Genomic DNA, 21,544 nt, shown 5'->3' with positions numbered 1-21,544 from the left:
TGCTGGCTTGCTACAGCGGTGGAGTGCGCAATGCGTGAGTATGAGACGGCAGCTTCCGCGCCTTCCGGCGCCGGGGACGCATCGAATCGGACATCCGGGTTCGCCGACCGGCTGGGCGACCTGCCGCCCGGCGACCGCGCGGCGTTCCTGGCGGACGTCGTGCACGGCGCCACCCGGGACGCGCTGCGGGCGGTGCTGCCGGAGGTGCCGGCGGTGCTCGACCCGGAGAAGGCCTTTTCCGACCTGGGGTTCGACTCGCTGGCGGCGGTGGAGCTGCACGCGCGGCTCACCGAGGCCACCGGGCTCGACCTGCCGGTCACGGTGGCCTTCGACCACCCGACCCCCGGCGCGGTCGCGCGCCTGCTGCACGCGGAGGTGTTCGGCGCCGAGGCGCCCGACCCCGTCCGGCGCGGGTCGGCGGCCGGCGCGGACGACCCGATCGCCATCATCGGCATCGGCTGCCGCTACCCGGGCGGCGCGACGTCGCCGGAGGAGCTGTGGCGGCTCGTCGCCGACGAGGTGCACACCATCTCCGGGTTCCCGACCGACCGCGGCTGGGACCTGGACGGCCTCTACGACCCGGACCCCGACCGGCCGGGCAGCAGCTACGTGACCTCCGGCGGCTTCCTGCCCGACGCCGGCGAGTTCGACGCGGGCTTCTTCGGCATCTCGCCGCGCGAGGCGTCCGCGATGGACCCCCAGCAGCGGCTCGTGCTGGAAACGGCCTGGGAGGCCCTGGAGCGGGCGAAGATCGACCCGACGGACCTGCGCGGCACGCCCGCCGGGGTGTTCGTCGGGGCCGAGGCCCAGGAGTACGGCCCGAGGCTGCACGAAGCCCCGGACGGCCTCGACGGCTACCTGCTCACCGGCAACGCGCCCAGCGTCGTCTCCGGCCGCGTCGCCTACGCGCTCGGCCTCGAAGGACCCACCCTCACCGTCGACACCGCGTGCTCCGGCTCGCTGGTCGCCCTGCACCTCGCGGTGCAGGCGCTGCGCAGCGGCGAGACGCACCTCGCGCTCGCCGGCGGCGTCGCCGTGATGGGCGGACCCGGCACGTTCACCGCGTTCAGCCGCCAGCGCGGCCTCGCCGAGGACGGCCGCTGCAAGGCGTTCGCCGCGTCCGCCGACGGCACCGGCTTCGCCGAGGGCGTCGGCATCCTGGTGCTGGAACGGCTCTCCGACGCCGTGGCGAACGGGCACACCGTGCTCGCCGTCGTCCGCGGCTCGGCCATCAACTCCGACGGCGCCTCCAACGGCCTCACCGCCCCGAACGGCCCGTCGCAGCAGCGTGTGATCCACCGGGCGCTGGCCGACGCCGACCTCGGGCCCGCCGACGTGGACGCCGTCGAGGCGCACGGCACCGGCACCCGCCTCGGCGACCCGATCGAGGCCCAGGCCCTGCTCGCCGCCTACGGCCAGGGCCGCGAGACCCCGCTGCTGCTCGGCTCGATCAAGTCCAACATCGGGCACACCCAGGCGGCGGCCGGCGTGGCCGGCGTGATCAAGATGGTCGAGGCCATGCGCCGCGGCGTGCTGCCGAAGACGCTGCACGTGGACGCGCCGACCCCGCACGTCGACTGGTCCTCCGGCGCGGTGGAGCTGCTCACCGAGGCCCGCGAGTGGTCCGCCGACCGCCCGCGCCGCGCCGGCGTGTCCTCCTTCGGCGTCAGCGGCACCAACGCGCACGTCATCCTGGAGCAGGCGCCCGCCACCGCGGACGAGGACGGCGCCGGCGACCCGCTCCCGGTCGTCCCGCTCGTGGTCTCGGCCCGCGGCGAGGAGGCGCTGCGCGCCCAGGCCGACCGGCTCGTCGCCACCGCCGCGTCGACCGACCTCACCGACCTCGGCTTCTCGCTCGCCACCACGCGGGCCGCGCACGACCACCGCGCGGTGGTCGTCGCCGGGAGCACCGCCGACGCCGTGCGCGGCCTGCGGGCGCTCGCCGCGGGCGAACCGGACCAGGCCGTGGTCACCGGCACCCGCACGCCGGGCAAGCTCGCGATGCTGTTCACCGGCCAGGGCTCCCAGCGGCTCGCGATGGGCCGGGAGCTGTACCTCGCCCACCCCGTGTTCGCCGAGGTCTTCGACGAGGCGGTCGACCACCTCGACGTGCAGCTGGACCGGCCGCTGCGGGACGTCCTGTTCGGCGACGACGCCGACGAGCTGAACGGCACCCAGTACGCCCAGTGCGCGTTGTTCGCCGTCGAGGTCGCGCTCGCGCGGCTGCTGGAGTCCTGGGGCGTGCGACCGGACGTCCTGCTCGGCCACTCCATCGGCGAGCTGGCCGCCGCGCACGTCGCCGGCGTGTGGACGCTGGCGGACGCCTGCCTCGTCGTCGCCGCGCGGGGACGCCTCATGCAGGCGTTGCCCGCCGGCGGCCGGATGGTCGCGGTCGCCGCGACCGAGGACGAGGTCCTGCCGCTGCTCGACGAGCGCGTGAGCATCGCCGCCGTCAACGGCCCGTCGTCCGTGGTCGTCTCGGGCGAGGCCGACGCGGTCGCCGCCGTGGTGGCGCTGTTCGAGGCGCAGGGCCGGAAGACGAGCGAACTGCGTGTCTCGCACGCGTTCCACTCGCCGCTGGTGGAGCCGATGATCGACGACTTCCGCGAAATCCTGGACATCGTCGACTACGCGCCGCCGACCATCCCGGTGATCTCCAACGTGACCGGCCGGCCGGCGACGCCGGAGGAGCTGTGCTCGCCGGGGTACTGGCTGTGGCACGTGCGCCGCCCCGTCCGCTTCGCCGACGGCGTCGCGGCCCTCGCCGCCGCCGGCGTGACCACGGCGGTCGAGGTCGGCCCGGACGCGATCCTGGCCGCACTGGCCGCCACCGGCCCGCACGCCCGCGACATCGCGTTCGTCGCCGCGCAGCGCCGCGACCACGCGGAGGTCGCCACCCTCACGGGCGCGCTCGGCCGGCTGCACACCCGCGGCGTCGCGGTCGACTGGACCGCGGTCTTCGGCGCGGCCCGGCGGGTCGACCTGCCGACCTACGCCTTCCAGCGCTCGCACTACTGGCTCACCGCCCCCGCCGGCGCGGCGGACCTGGGGCCGCTCACGTCCGGCCACCCCCTGCTGGCCGCCGCGGTGGGCCTCGCCGACCACGGCGGCCTGGTGCTGACCGGTGGCATCGGGCTGCGGACGCACCCGTGGCTGGCCGAGCACACCATCGCCGGCACGGTCCTGCTGCCCGGCACCGCGTTCGTCGAGATGGCCCTGCACGCCGCCGAGCGGACCGGGTGCGACGTGGTCGACGAGCTGACCCTGCACGCGCCGCTGGCGCTGCCCGAGGTGGGCGGGGTCGTCCTCCAGGCGGTGGTCGGTCCCGACGAGGACGGCCGCCGCACCGTCGAGTTCTACTCACGCCCCGACCACGACACCGACGCGGTGTGGACCAGGCACGCCGTCGGCGTGCTCGCCGCGGCGCCGGACGCGGAACCCGCGCCGGCGACCGAGTGGCCGCCGGCCGGGGCCGAGGTGGTGGCCACCGGCGAGCTGTACGACGAACTGGCGGCGCACGGCTACGGGTACGGCCCGCTGTTCCGGGGCCTGCGCACGGCGTGGCGGCGCGACGACGTCGTCTACGCGGACGTCGCCCTGCCCGCCGGCGGGCGCGACAGCGCGTTCGGGGTCCACCCGGCGCTGCTCGACGCCGTGCTGCACGCCACGGACTTCGCCCCCGGCGAGGCCCGGGAGGCCGACGAGATCCGGTTGCCCTTCGCGTGGACCGGCGTGCGGCTGCACGCGGTCGGCGCCGGGGAGGTGCGGGTGCGCATCACCTCGCCCGCGACGGGCGGCGTCACCCTGGAGCTCACCGACCCGGCCGGCGCGCCGGTGCTGTCGGTGGAGTCGTTCCGGTCCCGCCCGGTCCGCGCCGGCGACCTCGGCGCGCGGGCGCGGGACCTGCTCCACACCGTCGACTGGACGCCGGTGCCGACGTCGGCCGCGACGCCGTCGGTGGTGGCGCTGGGTGACCCGGCGGGCCTGGACGTCCCCGTGATCGACTCGCTCGACTCGCTCGACTCGTTCCCCGACGTCCCGGACGCCGTGCTGCTGCCGGTCCCGGCGCGGGACGGCGACGTCCCCGCCGCGGCCAGGCACGCCGTCCACCGCGTGCTCGCGGTGCTGAAGGACTGGCTGGGCGACGACCGCCACGCCGGGTCCAGGCTCGTGGTCGCCACCTCCGGCACACCGGCCGACGCCGCCGTGCGCGGGCTGGTGCGCTCGGCCCAGGCCGAGCACCCCGGCCGGGTCGTCCTCGTCGAGGGCGGGCTGTCACGGGAGGCGCTGGCCACCGCGCTCGGGTCGGACGAACCGGAACTGCGGATCGACGGCGGGCAGGTGCGGGCCGCCCGGCTCGTCCGCCTCACCGCCGACGCGGACGCGGACGCGGACGGGACCGCCTGGCGGGCCGACGGCACCGCGCTGATCACCGGCGGGACCGGCGGGCTCGGCGCGCGGGTCGCCCGGCACCTGGTCACCGCCCACGGCGTCCGCAGCCTCCTGCTGCTCAGCCGCCGGGGACCCGACGCGCCGGGCGCGACCGAGCTGGTCGCCGAGCTGACCGGCCTGGGCGCCACCACGCGGGTCGTCGCCTGCGACGTCACCGACGCGCGGTCGCTCTCGGCCGCGCTGGCGGAAGTCCCGGCCGAGCACCCGCTGTCCGCCGTGGTGCACACGGCCGGGGTGCTCGACAACGCCCTCGTGGGCGACCTCACCGGACCCCGGCTCGACCACGTCCTCGCGCCGAAGCTCGACGCGGCCTGGGCGCTGCACGAGCTGACCGCCGGGGCCGACCTGTCCGCGTTCGTCCTGTTCTCCTCCGCCGCCGGCCTCGTCGACGGCACCGGCCAGGCGAACTACGCCGCGGCCAACACCGCCCTCGACGGCCTCGCCGCGCACCGCCACGAGCAGGGCCTGCCGGCGACGTCGCTCGCCTGGGGCCTGTGGGCGCCCGACGCGGGCGAGGCCATCGGCATGGGCGCGACGCTGTCCGAGGTGGACCTGCACCGGATCGCCCGCCTGGGGCTCGCGCCGCTGACCGTCTCCGAGAGCCTCGCCGCGCTGGACGCCGCGCTCACCACCGGCGTGCCGCTGGTGGTGCCGACCCGCGTCGACCGCGCCGCGCTGCGGGCCCGCGGCGACGACGTCCCGGCGCTGCTGCGCGGCCTCGCCCCCGCGGGCCGCCGGCGCGCCGGCACCGCCCCGGCCGGGGACCGCACACCGGAGCAGCAGTTCGCCGACCGGTTGGCGCACCTGTCCGAGGCCGACCGCGACCGGGCCGTGCTCGACCTCGTGCGCACGCACGTCGCGGCCGTGCTGGGCCACGACAGCGCCGGCGCGATCAACCCGGGCCGCCCGTTCGGCGAGATCGGGTTCGACTCGCTGGCGGCCGTGGAACTGCGCAACGTGCTCGACTCGGTCACCGGCATGCGGCTGCCCGCGACCCTCGTCTTCGACTACCCGACGCCGCGGGCGCTGGCCGGGCACATCGTCACGCGACTCGTGGGCCTCGCCCCGGCCGGACCGGTCGCACCCGTCCCGCCGGTCGTCGCCGGCGACCCGGACGAGCCGATCGCGATCGTCGGCATCGCCTGCCGCTACCCGGGCGGGGTCGAGACCCCGGAGGACCTGTGGCGGCTCGTCGCGGGCGGCGAGGAGGCGCTCACCCCGTTCCCGGTCGACCGCGGCTGGAACACCGACGCCCTCTACGACCCGGAGCCGGGCAAGCCCGGCCACAGCTACGTCAAGCACGGCGCCTTCCTGCACGGCGCGGCCGAGTTCGACGCCGAGTTCTTCGAGATCAGCCCGCGCGAAGCGGCCGCCATGGACCCGCAGCAGCGGCTGTTGCTGGAGGTGTCCTGGGAGGCGTTCGAACGGGCCGGCATCGACCCGGTGTCGTTGCGCGGCAGCGACACCGGCGTCTTCGCCGGGGTCATGTACCACGACTGGGGCACCCGCCTCGGCACGGTCTCCGACGACATCGCCGGCTACCTCGGCAACGGCAGCCTCGCCAGCGTGGTGTCCGGCCGGGTGTCCTACGCGCTGGGCCTGGAGGGCCCCACGGTCACCATCGACACGGCCTGCTCGTCGTCGCTGGTCGCCCTGCACTGGGCGGTCCAGGCGCTGCGGCGCGGCGAGTGCTCGCTGGCGCTGGCCGGCGGCGTGACGGTGATGTCCACCCCCGACACGTTCGTCGACTTCAGCCGCCAGCGCGGGCTCTCCGCCGACGGCCGCTGCCGCTCGTTCGCCGACGCGGCGGACGGCACCGGCTGGGGCGAGGGCGCGGGCGTGCTGCTCGTCGAGCGGCTGTCCGACGCCCGCCGCAACGGCCACCCGGTGCTCGCGCTGCTGAAGGGGTCGGCGGTCAACCACGACGGCGCGTCGAACGGCCTCACCGCCCCGAACGGCCCCTCGCAGCAGCGGGTGATCGCCAAGGCGCTGGCCGACGCGGGCCTCGCGGCGTCCGAGGTGGACGCGGTCGAGGGCCACGGCACCGGCACCACCCTCGGCGACCCGATCGAGGCCCAGGCCCTGCTCGCCACCTACGGCCGCGACCGGCCGGAGGACCAGCCGCTGTGGCTCGGCTCGATCAAGTCCAACATCGGCCACACGCAGGCCGCCGCCGGTGTCGCGGGCATCATCAAGATGGTCATGGCGATGCGCCACGAACACCTGCCCCGGACCCTGCACGTCGACCGCCCGTCCACCATGGTCGACTGGACCGCGGGCTCCGTCCGACTGCTCACCGAGGCCCGCGACTGGACGGCCGGGCGCCCGCGCCGCGCCGCCGTGTCGTCCTTCGGCATCAGCGGCACCAACGCCCACGTGATCCTGGAGCAGGCCCCCGCCGAGCCGGATTCCGCCGAGCAGGCCCCCATCGAGTCGGAGACCACCGAGCCGGCGCCCGCGGACGCGTCGACCCCCGCGCGGGGCGTTCCCGTCCCCGTGGCGCTGTCCGGCCGGTCGCCGGCCGCGGTCCGCGGTCAGGCCGCGCGGCTGCGGGCGTACGTGGCCGACCACGACGACGTGCCGGTCGCCGAGCTGGCCCGGTCGCTGACCAGGACCCGCGCGGCGCTGGAGCACCGCGCGGTCGTCCTCGCCGGCACCGCCGCCGAGCTGGCCGACGGCCTGGACGCGCTGGCCGCCGGCGAGCCGTCCGCCCACGTGCGCACCGGGTTCGCCGGCGCCGAGGGCACGCTCGCGTTCCTGTTCTCCGGGCAGGGCGCGCAGCGCGTCGGCATGGGCCACCGGCTGTGGGAGACCTACCCGGTGTTCGCGTCGGCGTTCGACGCCGTCCGCGACGCGCTCGACCCGCTGCTGGACGTGCCGCTGCGCGACGTCGTCTTCGGCACCACGGCGCTCGCCGACCGGGGGCTGCTGGACCAGACGCAGTACACGCAGGCCGCCCTGTTCGCGGTGGAGGTCGCGCTCTACCGGCTCGTCGAGTCCTGGGGGATCGTCCCCGACGCGCTCGCCGGGCACTCCATCGGCGAGCTGGCCGCGGCCCACGTCGCCGGGGTGCTGTCCCTGGCGGACGCCGCGACGCTGGTCGCCGCGCGCGGCCGGCTGATGGGCTCGCTGAGCGAGCCGCCGGGCGCGATGGTCGCCCTCGCCACCTCCGAGGACGCCGTGCGCGAGCTGCTGCGCGGCCACGAGGCCGAGGTGGGCGTCGCCGCGGTGAACGGACCGACCTCGGTGGTCGTGTCCGGGGTGGCCGACGTCGTGGCGGGCATCGAGCGCGCGGCCGCGGCCGCCGGCGTGCGGACGCACCGGCTGCGCGTGAGCCACGCGTTCCACTCGCCGCTGATGGAGCCCGTGCTCGACGAGTTCCGCGAGGTCGCCGCCGGGTTGGCGTTCTCCGCGCCGACGATCCCGATCGTCTCCACGGTCACCGGCCGCCCGGCGACCGCCGAGGAGCTGTGCTCGCCGGACCACTGGGTCGCCCACGTGCGCGAGGCGGTCCGCTTCGGCGACGCGATCTCCGCCCTCGCGGCCGCCGGCGTGCGGACGTTCCTGGAACTGGGCCCCGACAGCGTGCTGTCGGCCCTCGGGCCGCAGAACGTGCCGGACCCCGACGCGGTCGCGTTCGTGCCCCTCGGCCGCCGCGACCAGGACGAGGTGCGCACGGCCGTGGCCGCCGCCGGCAGCCTGCACACCCGCGGCGCGGCACGTCTCGACGGCCTGCTCGGCGACGGCCCGATCCGCCTCGACCTGCCGACGTACGCCTTCCAGCACAAGCGCTACTGGCTCGACGCGACGCCGGTCAACGACGTGACGGCGGTGGGCCAGCAGCCGGTGGCGCACCCGATGCTCGGCGCCGCGGTGACGCTGCCCGGCTCGGACACCATGGTCCTCACCGGCCGGCTCTCGGCCGCGTCGGTGCCCTGGCTCGCCGACCACGTGGTCAAGGGCGCGATCCTGGTGCCCGGCACCGGTTTCCTGGAGCTGGCCACGGCGGCGGGCGACCGGGTGGGGCACCCGGTGGTGGCGGAGCTGACGCTCCAGGCGCCGCTCGTGCTGCCGCCGGACGGCGCGGTCGCGCTCCAGGTGGTGGTCGGTGCCGCGACGGACGACCGCCGCCCGGTCACGATCTTCTCCCGCCCGGCCGGCGCGCCGGTGGACGGCGAGTGGACCCAGCACGCGCTGGGCACGCTGTCGTCCGCGACGCGGCCCGAGCCCGCCGGGCTCGGGGAGTGGCCGCCGCCGGGCGCGAGCCCGATCGACACCGAGGGCGCCTACGCGCTGCTCGACGCCCGCGGCTACGGCTACGGGCCGTCGTTCCAGGGCCTGCGGGCCGCCTGGCGCCGCGGCGACGAGGTGTTCGCCGAGGTGGCGCTGCCGGAGCCGGCGGCGGCCTCGGCGAGGGCCTACGGCCTGCACCCCGCCCTGCTCGACACCGCGATGCACGCCGACCTCCTGGGCGACCCGGGCGGCTCGACGCTGCTGCCGTTCGTGTGGACCGGCGTCACGCTGCACGCCGTCGGCGCCACCGCGCTGCGGGTGCGGATCGCCCGGCTGGACGGCGACGAGGTGTCGGCCATCGAGGTGGCCGACCTCGAAGGCCGGCCCGTCGCGTCGATCGAGGCGCTGGTCTCACGCCCCGTGCTGCGGGAGCTCACCGCCTCGCCGGCCTCCGGCGCGGACGGTTCGCTGCTGAGGATCGCCTGGCAGTCCGCGTCCGTCCCCAACGCCGGGGCGGGCGACGTGGTCGCCGTCGGCGGGGGCGGGGCCACCCACGCCGCCTTCGCGGACCTCGTCGACGCGCTCGACGGCGGCGCGCCGGCGCCGGACCTCGTGGCACTGACCGTTCCCGGGCACGTGGGCGCCGTGCCCGACGCGGCGCGCGGGAACACCGACTGGCTGCTCGCCGAGCTCCAGGCGTGGCTGGCCGACCCCCGGTTCGCGGACACGAAGGTCGCGGTCGTGACCCGGGGCGCGGTGCCCGCCGGCGGTACCCCCGTCGACGTCGCGCAGAGCCCGCTGTGGGGCCTGGCGCGCGGCGCGCGGGCCGAGCACCCCGGTCGGGTGTTCCTCGTCGACGCGGACGCCGGCACGTCGGTGGAGACCGTCGCGGCGGTCGTCGCGTCCGGTGAGCCGGAAGCCGCCGTCCGCGCGGGCTCGGTGCTCGTGCCGCGGTACGCCAGGACGGAGTCCGCGGGCGGATCGCCGTGGCGACCGGGCGGCACCGTGCTCATCACCGGCGGCACCGGCGGCCTGGGCAGCCTGCTGGCCCGGTACCTGGTGGCCGTGCACGGGGTGGACGGCCTGCTGCTCACCAGCCGCCGCGGGCTCGCCGCGCCCGGTGCGGCGCAGCTCGTCGACGACCTCACCGACCTGGGCGCGCGGGTCACCGTCGCCGCGTGCGACGTCACCGACCGCGCCGCGGTCGCGGACCTGATCGCCGGGGTGCCCGCCGACGCGCCGCTCACCGCCGTGGTGCACGCGGCCGGCACGGCCGACAGCGGGGTCTTCGACTCGCTGACCGGCGGGCAGCTCGACCGCGTGCTGAGGCCCAAGGTGGACGCGGCCTGGCACCTGCACGAGCTGACGGCGGACCTGGACCTGGCCGCGTTCGTGCTGTTCTCCTCCGCCGGCGGCCAGGTGCTGCCCGCCGGTCAGGCGAACTACGCCGCCGCCAACGCCTTCCTCGACGGCCTCGCCGAGCACCGCCGGACGGCGGGCCTCGCGGCGTCCGCGCTGGCCTGGGGGTTGTGGGACGAGAACACCGGCCTCGGCGGCGAGCTGGCCGAGGCCGACCTGGCCCGGATGGCGCGGCTCGGCCTGCCCGCGGTCACCGCGGAGCAGGGGCTGAGGCTGTTCGACGCGGCGCTCGGCGCCGGCGACGCCGTCCTCGCCCCGCTGCGGGTGGACGTCCCGGCGCTGCTCGCCCGCACCGACGAGCTGCCGGCGCTGCTGCGCGGGCTCCTCCCGCCGAAGACCCGCCGGGTGGCCGCGGCCGCGGCCGGGGCGGGCGCGGAGAACGCGCTGGCCGCCTCCCTGGCCGGCCTGGCCGACGGCGAGCGCGACCGCCTGCTGCTCGACGTCGTCCGCACGCAGGTGGCCACCGTGCTCGGCTACGCCGACAAGTCCGAGGTGGACGGGGCCAAGGCGTTCAAGGAACTCGGGTTCGACTCGCTCGCCGCCGTGGAGCTGCGCAACCTGCTCGGCGCCGCGACCGGCCTGTCGCTGCCCGCCACGCTCGTGTTCGACCACCCGACCGCCGAGGCGGTGGCCGGGTTCGTCCGGGGCAAGCTCCTGGGTGCGGTCGCCAAGGTCCCCGCCGGCCCGGCCCGGACCGCCGCTGCCATGCAGGAGCCCATCGCGATCGTCGGCATGGCCTGCCGCTACCCCGGTGGCGTCCGGTCGCCGGGCGACCTGTGGCGGCTGCTGGTGGACGAGGTCGACGCGGTCACCGGTTTCCCGACCAACCGGGGCTGGGACGTCGAGGGCATCTACGACCCGGAACCGGGCAAGCGCGGCAAGACCTACGCCCGCGAGGGCGGCTTCCTGCACGACGCCGCCGACTTCGACCCGGCGTTCTTCGGCATCGGCCCGCGCGAGGCGGTGGCGATGGACCCCCAGCAGCGGCTGCTGCTGGAGGCCGCGTGGGAGGCCATCGAGCACGCCGGGATCGATCCGACTCGGCTGCGCGGCAGCCTGACCGGCGTCTTCACCGGCGCCATGTACGACGACTACGGCAGCCGGGCCCCCGCCGCACCCGCCGACGTCGCCGCCTACATCCCCAACGGCAGCTCCGGCGCGGTCGTCTCCGGCCGGATCTCCTACCTGCTGGGGCTGGAAGGACCGTCCATGACGGTCGACACGGCGTGCTCCTCCTCGCTCGTGACGCTGCACCTCGCGGTGCAGGCGCTGCGGGCGGGGGAGTGCGGGCTCGCGCTCGCGGGCGGCGTCACCGTGCTCTCGCAGTCCGACCTGTTCGTCGACTCCAGCCGGCAGGGCGTGCTCTCGCCCAACGGCCGGTCGAAGTCCTTCGCCGCCGCCTCCGACGGCGTCGGCTGGGCCGAGGGCGCGGGCCTGGTCCTGCTGGAGCGGCTGTCGGACGCCCGGCGCAACGGCCACGAGGTGCTCGCGGTGATCCGGTCGAGCGCCGTCAACCAGGACGGCGCGTCGAACGGCCTGACCGCGCCGAACGGCCCGTCGCAGGAACGCGTGATCCACGCGGCGCTCGCCGCCGGCGGGCTGCGGCCCGCCGACGTGGACGCCGTCGAGGCGCACGGCTCCGGCACGAAGCTCGGCGACCCGATCGAGGCCCAGGCGCTGCTGGCGACCTACGGCCAGGACCGCGACCGGCCGCTCTACCTGGGCTCGGTCAAGTCCAACATCGGTCACGCCCAGGCGTCCGGCGGCGCGGCGGCGGTGATCAAGGTCGTGCAGGCGCTCCGGCACCACCTGCTGCCGAAGACGCTGCACGTCGACGCGCCGTCGCCGGTGGTGGACTGGAGCACCGGCGGCATCGAGCTGCTCACCGAGGCCCGGCCGTGGCTGCCGAACGGGCGTCCGCGCCGCGCCGGCATCTCGTCCTTCGGCATCAGCGGGACGAACGCGCACGTCATCATCGAGGAGGCGCCCCCGTCGACGGCGCAGGCGCCCCGGCGCACCGCGCCGCCGCTGCCGGTGGTGCCGCTGCCGGTGTCCGGCGCGGTGGCCGCCGCCCTGGCCGACCAGGCCGGGCGGCTGGCCGCGCACCTGCGGGCCCACCCGGAGCTGGACCTGACCGATGTCGGCTACTCGCTGGGCACCGGCCGCGCCGCGCTCGACCACCGCGCGGTGGTGCTGGCCGCCGACCGCGACGCCGCGCTCAAGGCGCTCGACGGCCTCGCCGCCGGGCGGACCCCGGCGGGCACCGTGAGCGGCACGACCAGCGCCGCCGACCTCACCGCGTTCCTGTTCACCGGGCAGGGCGCGCAGCGGTCGGGCATGGGCCGCGGGCTGCACGAGGCCTTCCCGGTCTTCGCCGGCGCGTTCGACGAGGCGTGCGGCCTGTTCGACGCCGAACTGGACGTGCCGCTCAAGCAGGTGGTCTGGGCGGACGCAGACTCGGCCGACGGGCGGCTGCTGGACCGGACCGCGTACACGCAGTGCGCGCTGTTCGCGATCGAGGTGGCGCTGTACCGCCTGGTGGAGTCCTGGGGCGTGACGCCCGACTACGTGGCGGGGCACTCGATCGGCGAGCTGGCCGCGGCGCACGTCGCCGGCGTGTTCTCGCTGGCCGACGCGTGCTCGCTCGTCGCGGCACGGGGCCGGCTCATGGACGCGCTGCCGGCGGGCGGCGCGATGGCCGCCATCGCGGCCGCGGAGGACGAGGTGCGCGCGGTGCTGTCGGCCGCCGGGGTCGAGGTGGACGTCGCCGCCGTCAACGGACCCCGCTCGGTGGTCGTCTCCGGCCCCGAGGACGCGGTGCGCACCGCGGTGACGATCTTCGGCGACCAGGGGCGGCGGACGAAGCAGCTGGTCGTCTCGCACGCCTTCCACTCGGCCCTGGTGGAACCGGTGCTCGACGACTTCCGGGCCGTCGCCCGGCGGCTGGCCTACGCGGCGCCGGCGATCCCGGTCGTCTCGAACGTCACCGGTCGGATCGCCACCGCCGCCGAGCTGACCTCGCCCGAGTACTGGGTGGGGCACGTCCGGGAGGCCGTCCGGTTCGCCGACGGCGTCGACGCCCTGCTGGCGGCCGGGGTGACCCGGTTCGTCGAGCTGGGCCCGGACGCGGTGCTCACCGGCATGGCCCGCGAGTGCGGCACGGCCCGGGCCGACCGGCCCGAGCGGGTCGTGGGCGTCCCGGCGCTGCGCCGGGGCCGCGACGAGGTGACCACGCTGCTGACCGCGCTGGGCACGCTCGGCTCGCGGGGCGCGGCGATCGACTGGCGGGCGCTGTTCGCCGGCCGGGGAGCGTCCACCGTGGACCTGCCGACGTACGCCTTCCAGAACAGGTCCTACTGGCTCGACGCCACCAAGCCGACCGGCGACATCGGCTCGCTCGGCGCCGCGTCCGCCGCGCACCCGCTGCTCGGCGCGCTCGTGGAGCTGCCCGACGGCGGCGTGGTGCTCACCGGCCGGCTGGCCGTGGAGGGCCTGCCGTGGCTGGCCGACCACGTGGTGCTCGGCCGGACCGTGCTGCCCGGCACCGCGTTCGTCGAACTGGCCCTCCACGCCGGCGGTCAGGTCGGCTGCGACGTGCTGGAGGAGCTGACCCAGCAGGCGCCGCTGCTGCTGCCCGACGAGGGCGGCGTCGACCTCCGCGTGGTCGTCGGCGCGCCCGACCCCGCCGGCCGCCGCGAGCTGTCCGTGCACTCCCGCACCGGCGGTTCCGGCGTGCCCTGGACCCGGCACGCGGCCGGCACGCTGGCCGCCGGGGACGGGGCGGAGGGACCCGACGGTGCCGACCTCGCGGTCTGGCCGCCTGCCGGGGCCGAGCCCGTCGACCTCGGCGGGCTGTACGACGACCTGGCCGGGCTGGGCTTCGACTACGGCCCGACCTTCCGCAACCTCAAGGCGGTGTGGCTGCGCGACGACGAGGTGTTCGCCGAGGTCGCGCTGCCCGAGAGCACCGCGACGACCGGGTTCGGCCTGCACCCCGGGCTGCTCGACTCGGCGCTGGGCGCCACGGACTTCCTCGTCCCCGGCGGCCCGAAGGCGCTGACCGCGACGACGATCCCGTTCGCCTGGAACCGCGTCGCCCTGCACGCCGCCGGGGCGTCCGCCCTGCGGGTCCGGGTGCGCGCCGAGAACGGCGGCTCGTCGCTGGCCCTGGCCGACGCCGCCGGCAACCCGGTCGCGCGGATCGAGGCGCTCGTGACGCGGCCCGTGTCCGGCAGCCAACTGGGCGCGACGGTGCCCGACTCGCTGCACCGCGTCGACTGGCAGCCGGTGACCGGCCTGGGGCTGGTCGTGTCGATGGACCGCTGGGCCGTGCTCGGTGCCGACGACCTGGGCCTCGGCCTCCCGTCGTACGACGACCCCGGCGCGGGGGAGGCGACGCCGGCCGACGTGCTCGTGCTGCCGGTCGGCTCCGGTGAGGGCGACGACGTGCCGGCCCGGGTGCACGCGACCGTGCGGCACACCCTGGCCCGGTTGCAGGCGTGGCTGGCCGACGACCGGCTCGCCGACGGCAGGCTGCTCGTGGTCACGCGGAACGCGGTGCCCACCCCGGACGGCGTGGACCTGGCCCAGGCGCCCGTGTGGGGCCTGGTGCGGGCCGCGCAGGCGGAGAACCCGGGACGGGTGCAGCTGGTGGACGTCGACGGGTCGGCCGCGTCGATGCGCGCGCTGCGCACCGTGGTGGCCTCCGGCGAACCGGAGGCGGTCGTCCGCGAGGGCGGGATCAGCGTGCCCCGGCTGGCGAAGGTCACCGCGGTCGGCGACCCGGTCGAGTGGGACCCCGACGGCACGGTGCTGATCACCGGTGGCGCCGGCCTGCTCGGCGGCCTGCTGGCCCGGCACCTCGTCACCCGCGGCGCCCGGCGCCTCGTGCTCACCAGCCGGCGTGGCCTCGCCGCGCCGGGGGCGGAGGAGCTGGTCGCCGAACTGACCGGGCGGGGCGCCCGGGTCGACGTGGCGGCGTGCGACGTCACCGACCGCGCCGAGCTGGCCGCCCTGATCGGCTCGCTCGACGACCTCACCGCGGTGGTGCACGCCGCGGGCATGATGGACAGCGCGGTGCTCGGTTCGCTGACACCCGAACAGGTGGACGCGGTCCTGCGCCCGAAGGTCGACGCGGCCTGGCACCTGCACGAGCTGACCGCGTCGCACGACCTCGCCGCGTTCGTCCTGTACTCCTCGGCGGGCGGCCTGCTGCTCGCCGCCGGGCAGGCGAACTACGCGGCGGGCAACGTCTTCCTCGACGCGCTGGCCGAGCACCGCGCGGCCCGGGGGCTCCCGGCCACGTCGCTGGCCTGGGGACCGTGGGAGGGCACCGACGGCGAGGTGGACCTGGCGCACATCGCCCGGTCCGGCGTCGGGGAGCTGTCCGCGGACGACGGCCTGGCGCTCTTCGACGCCGCGCTGGCGGCGCGGGAGCCGGTCCTGGTGCCGGTGAGGCTCACCGGGCTCCGCGACGCCGACCGGATGTCGCCGCTGCTGCGCGGCCTCGTCCCGGCCACGCCCCGGCGGGTCGCCGAGGCCGCCGCACCGCGGGCCGGTTTCGCCGATCGGCTGACCGGGCTGTCCGCGGACGAACGGGACGCGGCGGCCGTCGAGCTGGTGCGCGAGCACGCCGCCGCCGTGCTCGGCTACGACGACGCGTCCGCGGTCGGCGTCGAGAAGGGCTTCACCGACCTGGGCATCGACTCGCTGGCGGCGCTGGAACTGCGCAACCGGCTCGGCGCCGCCTGCGGGCTGCGCCTGCCGGCCACGCTGGTCTTCGACTACCCCAGCTCGTACCCGCTGGCCCGGTACCTGCTGGGCGAGCTGCTGCCGGAACTCGACGAGCCGGCGCGGGAGCCGGCCCGGGGCAACGGCGCGGACGACACGGCGATCGCCGCCGTGGCCGACATGGACCTGGCCGAACTGGTCAGGTCGGCGATGGGCGGCACCCCGACGGACGAACGAGGTGGATCACGGTGACCGAGGCGCCCTCGACGGAGCAGATCGTCGTCGCACTGCGGCAGTCCATGATGGACAACGAACGGCTCAGGGCGGAGAACCGCGAGCTCGCCGACGCGGCGTCCGAGCCGATCGCCATCATCGGCATGGGCTGCCGCTACCCCGGCGGGGTGACCAGCCCGAGCCGGCTGTGGGACCTGGTGGCGGGCGGGGTGGACGCGATCGGCGGGTTCCCCGACGACCGCGGCTGGGACACCCCGGCCCTGTTCGACCCGACCGGCGCCCGACCCGGCACGACGTACTCGACGGACGGCGGTTTCCTCCACGACGCCGCCGACTTCGAGCCGGAGTTCTTCGGGATCTCGCCGCGCGAGGCGCTCACGCTCGACCCGCAGCAGCGCGTGCTGCTGGAGACGGCGTGGGAGGCCGTGGAGCGCGCCGGGATCGTGCCGGCCACCCTGCGCGGCTCCAGGACCGGCGTGTTCGCCGGCGTGATGTACCACGACTACGGCACCGGCAGCAGCGACGGGAGCCTCGTCTCGGGTCGCGTGTCCTACACCCTCGGCCTGGAGGGGCCGTCGGTGTCGCTGGACACGGCGTGCTCGTCGTCGCTGGTCGCCCTGCACTGGGCGGCGCAGTCGCTGCGGCGCGGCGAGTGCTCGCTGGCGCTGGCCGGCGGCGTGACCGTGATGGTGACGCCGGACATGTTCGTGTACTTCAGCGAGCAGCACGGGCTGTCGTCCGACGGGCGCTGCAAGGCGTTCGGCAGCGGCGCCGACGGCGTCGGCTGCTCCGAGGGCGCCGGGATGGTGCTGCTGGAGCGGTTGTCGGACGCGCGGCGCAACGGGCACCACGTGCTCGCGGTGCTGCGCGGCAGCGCGGTGAACTCCGACGGCGCGTCCAGCGGCATCACGGTGCCGAACGGGCCCGCGCAGCAGCGCGTGATCCGGGCGGCGCTGGCCGACGCCGGCCTCACCCCGGCCGACGTGGACGCCGTGGAGGCGCACGGCACCGGCACGACGCTCGGCGACCCCATCGAGGCGCAGGCCCTGATCGCCACCTACGGCAAGGCGGCCACGGCGGAACGGCCGCTGCACGTCGGGTCGTTCAAGTCCAACGTGGGCCACACGCAGGCCGCCGCCGGGGTCGGCGGGGTCATCAAGGTGGTGGAGGCGCTGCGCCGCGGCGTCCTGCCCCGGACCCTGCACGCCGACGAACCGTCGCCGCACATCGACTGGTCGGCCGGCACCGTCTCCCTGCTCACCGAGGAGCGGGCCTGGCCGGAGACCGGGCGGCCCCGGCGGGCCGCGGTGTCGTCCTTCGGCATCAGCGGCACCAACGCGCACGTGGTCATCGAGCAGGGCGACCCGGTCGAGGCGGCCGTTCCCGACGGGCCGGGGCCGGTCACCTGGCTGCTGTCGGCCACCGGCCCGGAGGCGCTGCGCGCGCAGGCGGGCGCGCTGGCGGAGTTCGCCGGGTCGGCCCCGGCCTCCGCCGCGGACCTCGGGTTCTCGCTCGCCACCACCCGGACGCGCGCCGGGCACCGCGCGGGCGTCGTGGCCCCCGACCGGGCCGCGGCCCTGCGGGCGCTCACCGAGTACGCCGCCGGCCGGACCCCCGCGGGCGTGGTCGACGGCGTCGCCGGGACGGGGCGGACGGCGTTCCTGTTCACCGGCCAGGGCGCGCAGCGGGCCGGCATGGGCGCCGGGCTGGCCGCCGCGTTCCCCGTGTTCGCCGCCGCGCTGGACCTCGTGGCCGCCGAACTCGACCGGCACCTCGACGTGCCGCTGCGCGCGCTGCTCGACGACGGCGCGGCGCTGGAGCGGACGGGGGCCGCGCAGCCCGCGCTGTTCGCGGTCGAGGTCGCGGTGTTCCGGCTGCTGGAGTCCTGGGGCGTGCGGCCCGACCACCTCCTCGGCCACTCCGTCGGCGAACTGGCCGCGGCGCACGTCGCCGGGGTGCTCACGCTCGCGGACGCCTGCGAGCTGGTGGCGGCGCGGGCGCGGCTGATGCAGGCGCTGCCGCCGGGCGGCGCGATGGTCGCCGTGGCGGCGGCCGAGGCCGAGGTCACGCCGCTGCTCACCGACGGCGTGGAGATCGCGGCGGTCAACGGCCCCGCGTCCGTGGTGCTGTCGGGTGACGAGGACGCGGTGCTCGCGGTCGCGGGCGCGTTCGCCCGGGTGTCCCGGTTGCGGGTGTCGCACGCGTTCCACTCGTCGCTGATGGAGCCGATGCTGGCGGACTTCGCCGCGGTCGCCCGGCGGTTGACCTACGCCGAGCCGACGATCCCGATCACCCCCACCGCCGCCGGCGGCGGCGACCCGGCCACGCCGGACTACTGGGTGCGCCAGGTGCGCGACGCCGTCCGGTTCGCCGACGGCGTCCGGGCGCTGCTCGACTCGGGCGTCACCACGTTCGTGGAGGTCGGGCCGCGCCCGGTGCTGACGGCGATGGGGCAGACCTGCCTGACCGGTGACGACCGCGCGGCGTTCGTCCCGGTGCTGCGCGAGGACCGGCCCGAGGACGAGTCGGCGGCGGCCGCGGTGGCGTCGCTGTTCGTCGCCGGGGCGGCGGTGGACCTCCCCGCCTTCTACGCCGGCGGCAAGGCCGTCGAGCTGCCGACGTACGCCTTCCGGCGCAAGCGCTACTGGCTGGAGAACCCGACCGGCGCCCGCGCGCGCGGCGTCGCCGAGGTGGGCCAGCGCGACGCGGGGCACCCGCTGCTGGGCGCCGTCGTCGTCACGGCCGGCTCCGGCGGCGCGGTGCTCACCGGCCGGCTCTCGTTGCGGACCCAACCGTGGCTGGCCGACCACGTGGTGCGGGACTCGGTCCTGTTCCCCGGCACGGCGTTCGTCGAACTCGCCACCCGGGCCGGCGACGAGGTGGGCTGCGGACGCCTCGACGAGCTGACGCTGGCCGCGCCGCTGGTCCTGCCCCGGGAGGGCGGGGTCCGGCTCCAGGTGGTGGTCGGCGCGGAGGACGACTCCGGCGGCCGTCCGCTGGACCTCTACTCGCAGGCCGAGGGCTCCGACGACTGGGTCCGGCACGGCGGCGGCAGGCTCTCGCCCGACGCCGACGCGCCCGCCGCGCCGGCAGGGTGGCCGCCGCCGGGCGCGGTCGAACTCGACGTGACCGACCGCTACGACCGGCTCGCCGAGCAGGGGTTCGACTACGGGCCGGTGTTCGCCGGGCTGCGCAGGGCGTGGCGGGTGGGCGACGCGGTGGCCGCCGAGGTGGCGCTGCCGGAGCACGCGGACGCCGCGTCGTACGGGGTGCACCCGGCGCTGCTGGACGCCGCGCTGCACGCGATCGGGCTCGCCGGGCCGACCGCGGACGTCCCGGTGCTGCCGTTCGCGTGGTCCGGGGTGTCCCTGCACGCCACCGGCGCGTCGGCCCTGCGGGTGCTGCTGACCTCGGACGTGGAGAACTCCGTGTCGCTGACCGCCACGGACCCGACCGGCGTCCCGGTGCTGACCGTGGGGTCGCTGGCGCTGCGGCCGATCGCGGACGACGCGTTCGCCGCGACGGCCCGCTCGGCGGTGGACGACTCGCTGTTCCGGGTCGAGTGGACGCCGTGGACCGGGGACGCCGTCACCGGGACCACGTCGGCCGTGCTCGGCGAGGACGTGTTCGGGTTCGGCGGCCCGTCGTTCGCGGACCTCGACGCGCTGCTCGCGGCGGTGCGGGCCGGCGCGACCGCCCCGGACGTGGTGGTCGCGCCGTTCCCCGCGCCCGAACGGACCTCGCCGGAGCGGGCGCGCGAGGCGACCCACCGGTTGCTGGCGCTCGCGCGGGCGTGGGTGGGCGACGACGTGCCGGCGACCTCACGACTGGTCGTCGTGACGTCGGGGGCGATCGCCACCCGACCGGAGGAAGGCGTCGACGACCTGACGCACGCCGCGCTGTGGGGCGTGATCCGGACGGCCCAGCTGGAGTACCCGGACCGGTTCATGGTCGTGGACGTCGACGGGGCCGTCCCGCCGGTGGGCACCGTCCTCGGCGCGATGTACGCCGACGAACCCGGTGTCGCGGTCCGCGACGGATCGGTCCTGGTGCACCGGCTGGCGAAGTTCACGCCCGCGCCCGGCGACCCGGTCCGGCCGGACCCGACGGGGACGGTGCTCGTCACGGGCGGCACCGGCGTGCTGGGACAGCTGATCGCGCGGCACCTGGTGACCGCGCACGGCGTGCGGCACCTGCTGATCACGAGCCGGCGCGGCGCCGCCGCCCCCGGTGCCGCGGAGCTGTCGGCCTCGTTGGCGGAGCTGGGCGCGTCGGTCTCGTTCGCGGCCTGCGACCTGGCGGACCGGGACGCGGTCGCCGCGCTGCTGGCCGGGGTGCCGGCCGAGCACCCGCTGACGGCGGTCGTGCACACGGCCGGGGTGGTGGACGACGGGGTGCTGCTCGCGCTGACCCCCGAGCGGGTGGACGCGGTCCTGCGGCCCAAGGTCGACGCCGCCTGGCACCTGCACGAGCTGACGGCCTCGCTCGACCTCGCGGCGTTCGTGCTGTACTCGTCCGCCGGCGGGACCCTGGGCGCGGCCGGGCAGGCGAACTACTCGGCCGCGAACGTGTTCCTCGACGCGCTGGCGCACCACCGGGCCGCGCTCGGGCTGCCGGCGGTGTCGCTGGCCTGGGGGCTGTGGTCCGAGGGCGGGATGTCCGGCGAGCTGGGGGAGACCGACCTGCTCCGGATGGCGCGGTCCGGGGTGCTCGGGCTGTCCTTCGCGGACGGGCTCGAACTGTTCGACGCGACCCTCGGGTGCGGGCAGCCGTCGCTGGTGCCCGTGCGGCTGGACATGAGCGGGGTGCGGGCCGACGCGCACGGCGTGCCCGCGATGCTGCGGGGCCTGGTGCGCGGCGGTGCGCGGCGCCGGGCCGAGCCGGTCGACGACCGGTGGCCGCGGATCGTCGCGCTGCCCGCCGGGGAACGGGACCGCGCCCTGCTGGACCTCGTCCGCGACACCGCGGCGGTGGTGCTGGGGCACGAGCGGCGGGACGCCGTCGACCCGCGCAAGGGCTTCATCGAGCTCGGCTTCGACTCGCTCACGGCGATCGAGCTGCGCAACCGGCTGGACGCGGTGACGGGGCGCCGGCTGCCCGCGACGCTGGTCTTCGACCACCCGTCCGCGGTCGCGCTGGCCCGTTTCCTGGGCGAGGGCCTGACCGACACCTCGTCCCCGGTGGAGTCCGGGCTGAGCGGGCTGGAGGCCGCGCTGCGGGACACCGTGCTGGACGAGGACGCCCGGACCCTGGTGCGGGCCCGGCTGAAGGCGCTCGTGGCCGCGCTCTCCCCCGAGGACGCGGCGATCGCGGAGGTCGGCGCGGACGAGCTGTTCGCCCTGCTGGACGAGGAACTGGAGTCGCAGGGCTGAAGCCCCGTCACGGGGTTCCCGCTGTCGAGCCGCCCGGCGCGTGGTGCCGGGCGGCTCGACGCCGTGCCGTGCGCGGGTGGGGAGCGGTGGGCCGGTGAGGCCAC

2 protein-coding genes are annotated in these 21,544 nt (G+C 76.9%); both read left to right on the top strand.

Annotation, left to right across the window (positions count from 1 at the left end; translation table 11 throughout):
• Positions 1–18 precede the first annotated feature (18 nt).
• Positions 19–16,086, top strand: a complete 16,068-nt coding sequence (locus J2S66_RS14885; RefSeq protein WP_425566392.1) for an SDR family NAD(P)-dependent oxidoreductase — start codon at positions 19–21, stop codon at positions 16,084–16,086.
• The gene (locus J2S66_RS14880) at positions 16,083–21,440 is read left to right on the top strand and encodes a type I polyketide synthase (RefSeq protein ID WP_310307633.1); all 5,358 of its coding nucleotides are present in this window, start codon (positions 16,083–16,085) and stop codon (positions 21,438–21,440) included. Before J2S66_RS14885 ends, J2S66_RS14880 begins: the two co-directional genes overlap by 4 nt.
• The last annotated feature ends 104 nt before the right edge of the window (positions 21,441–21,544 follow it).

It is taken from the genome of Saccharothrix longispora, assembly GCF_031455225.1.
Lineage (GTDB): Bacteria > Actinomycetota > Actinomycetes > Mycobacteriales > Pseudonocardiaceae > Actinosynnema > Actinosynnema longispora.
This window is presented reverse-complemented; position numbering and strand designations above follow the sequence as displayed.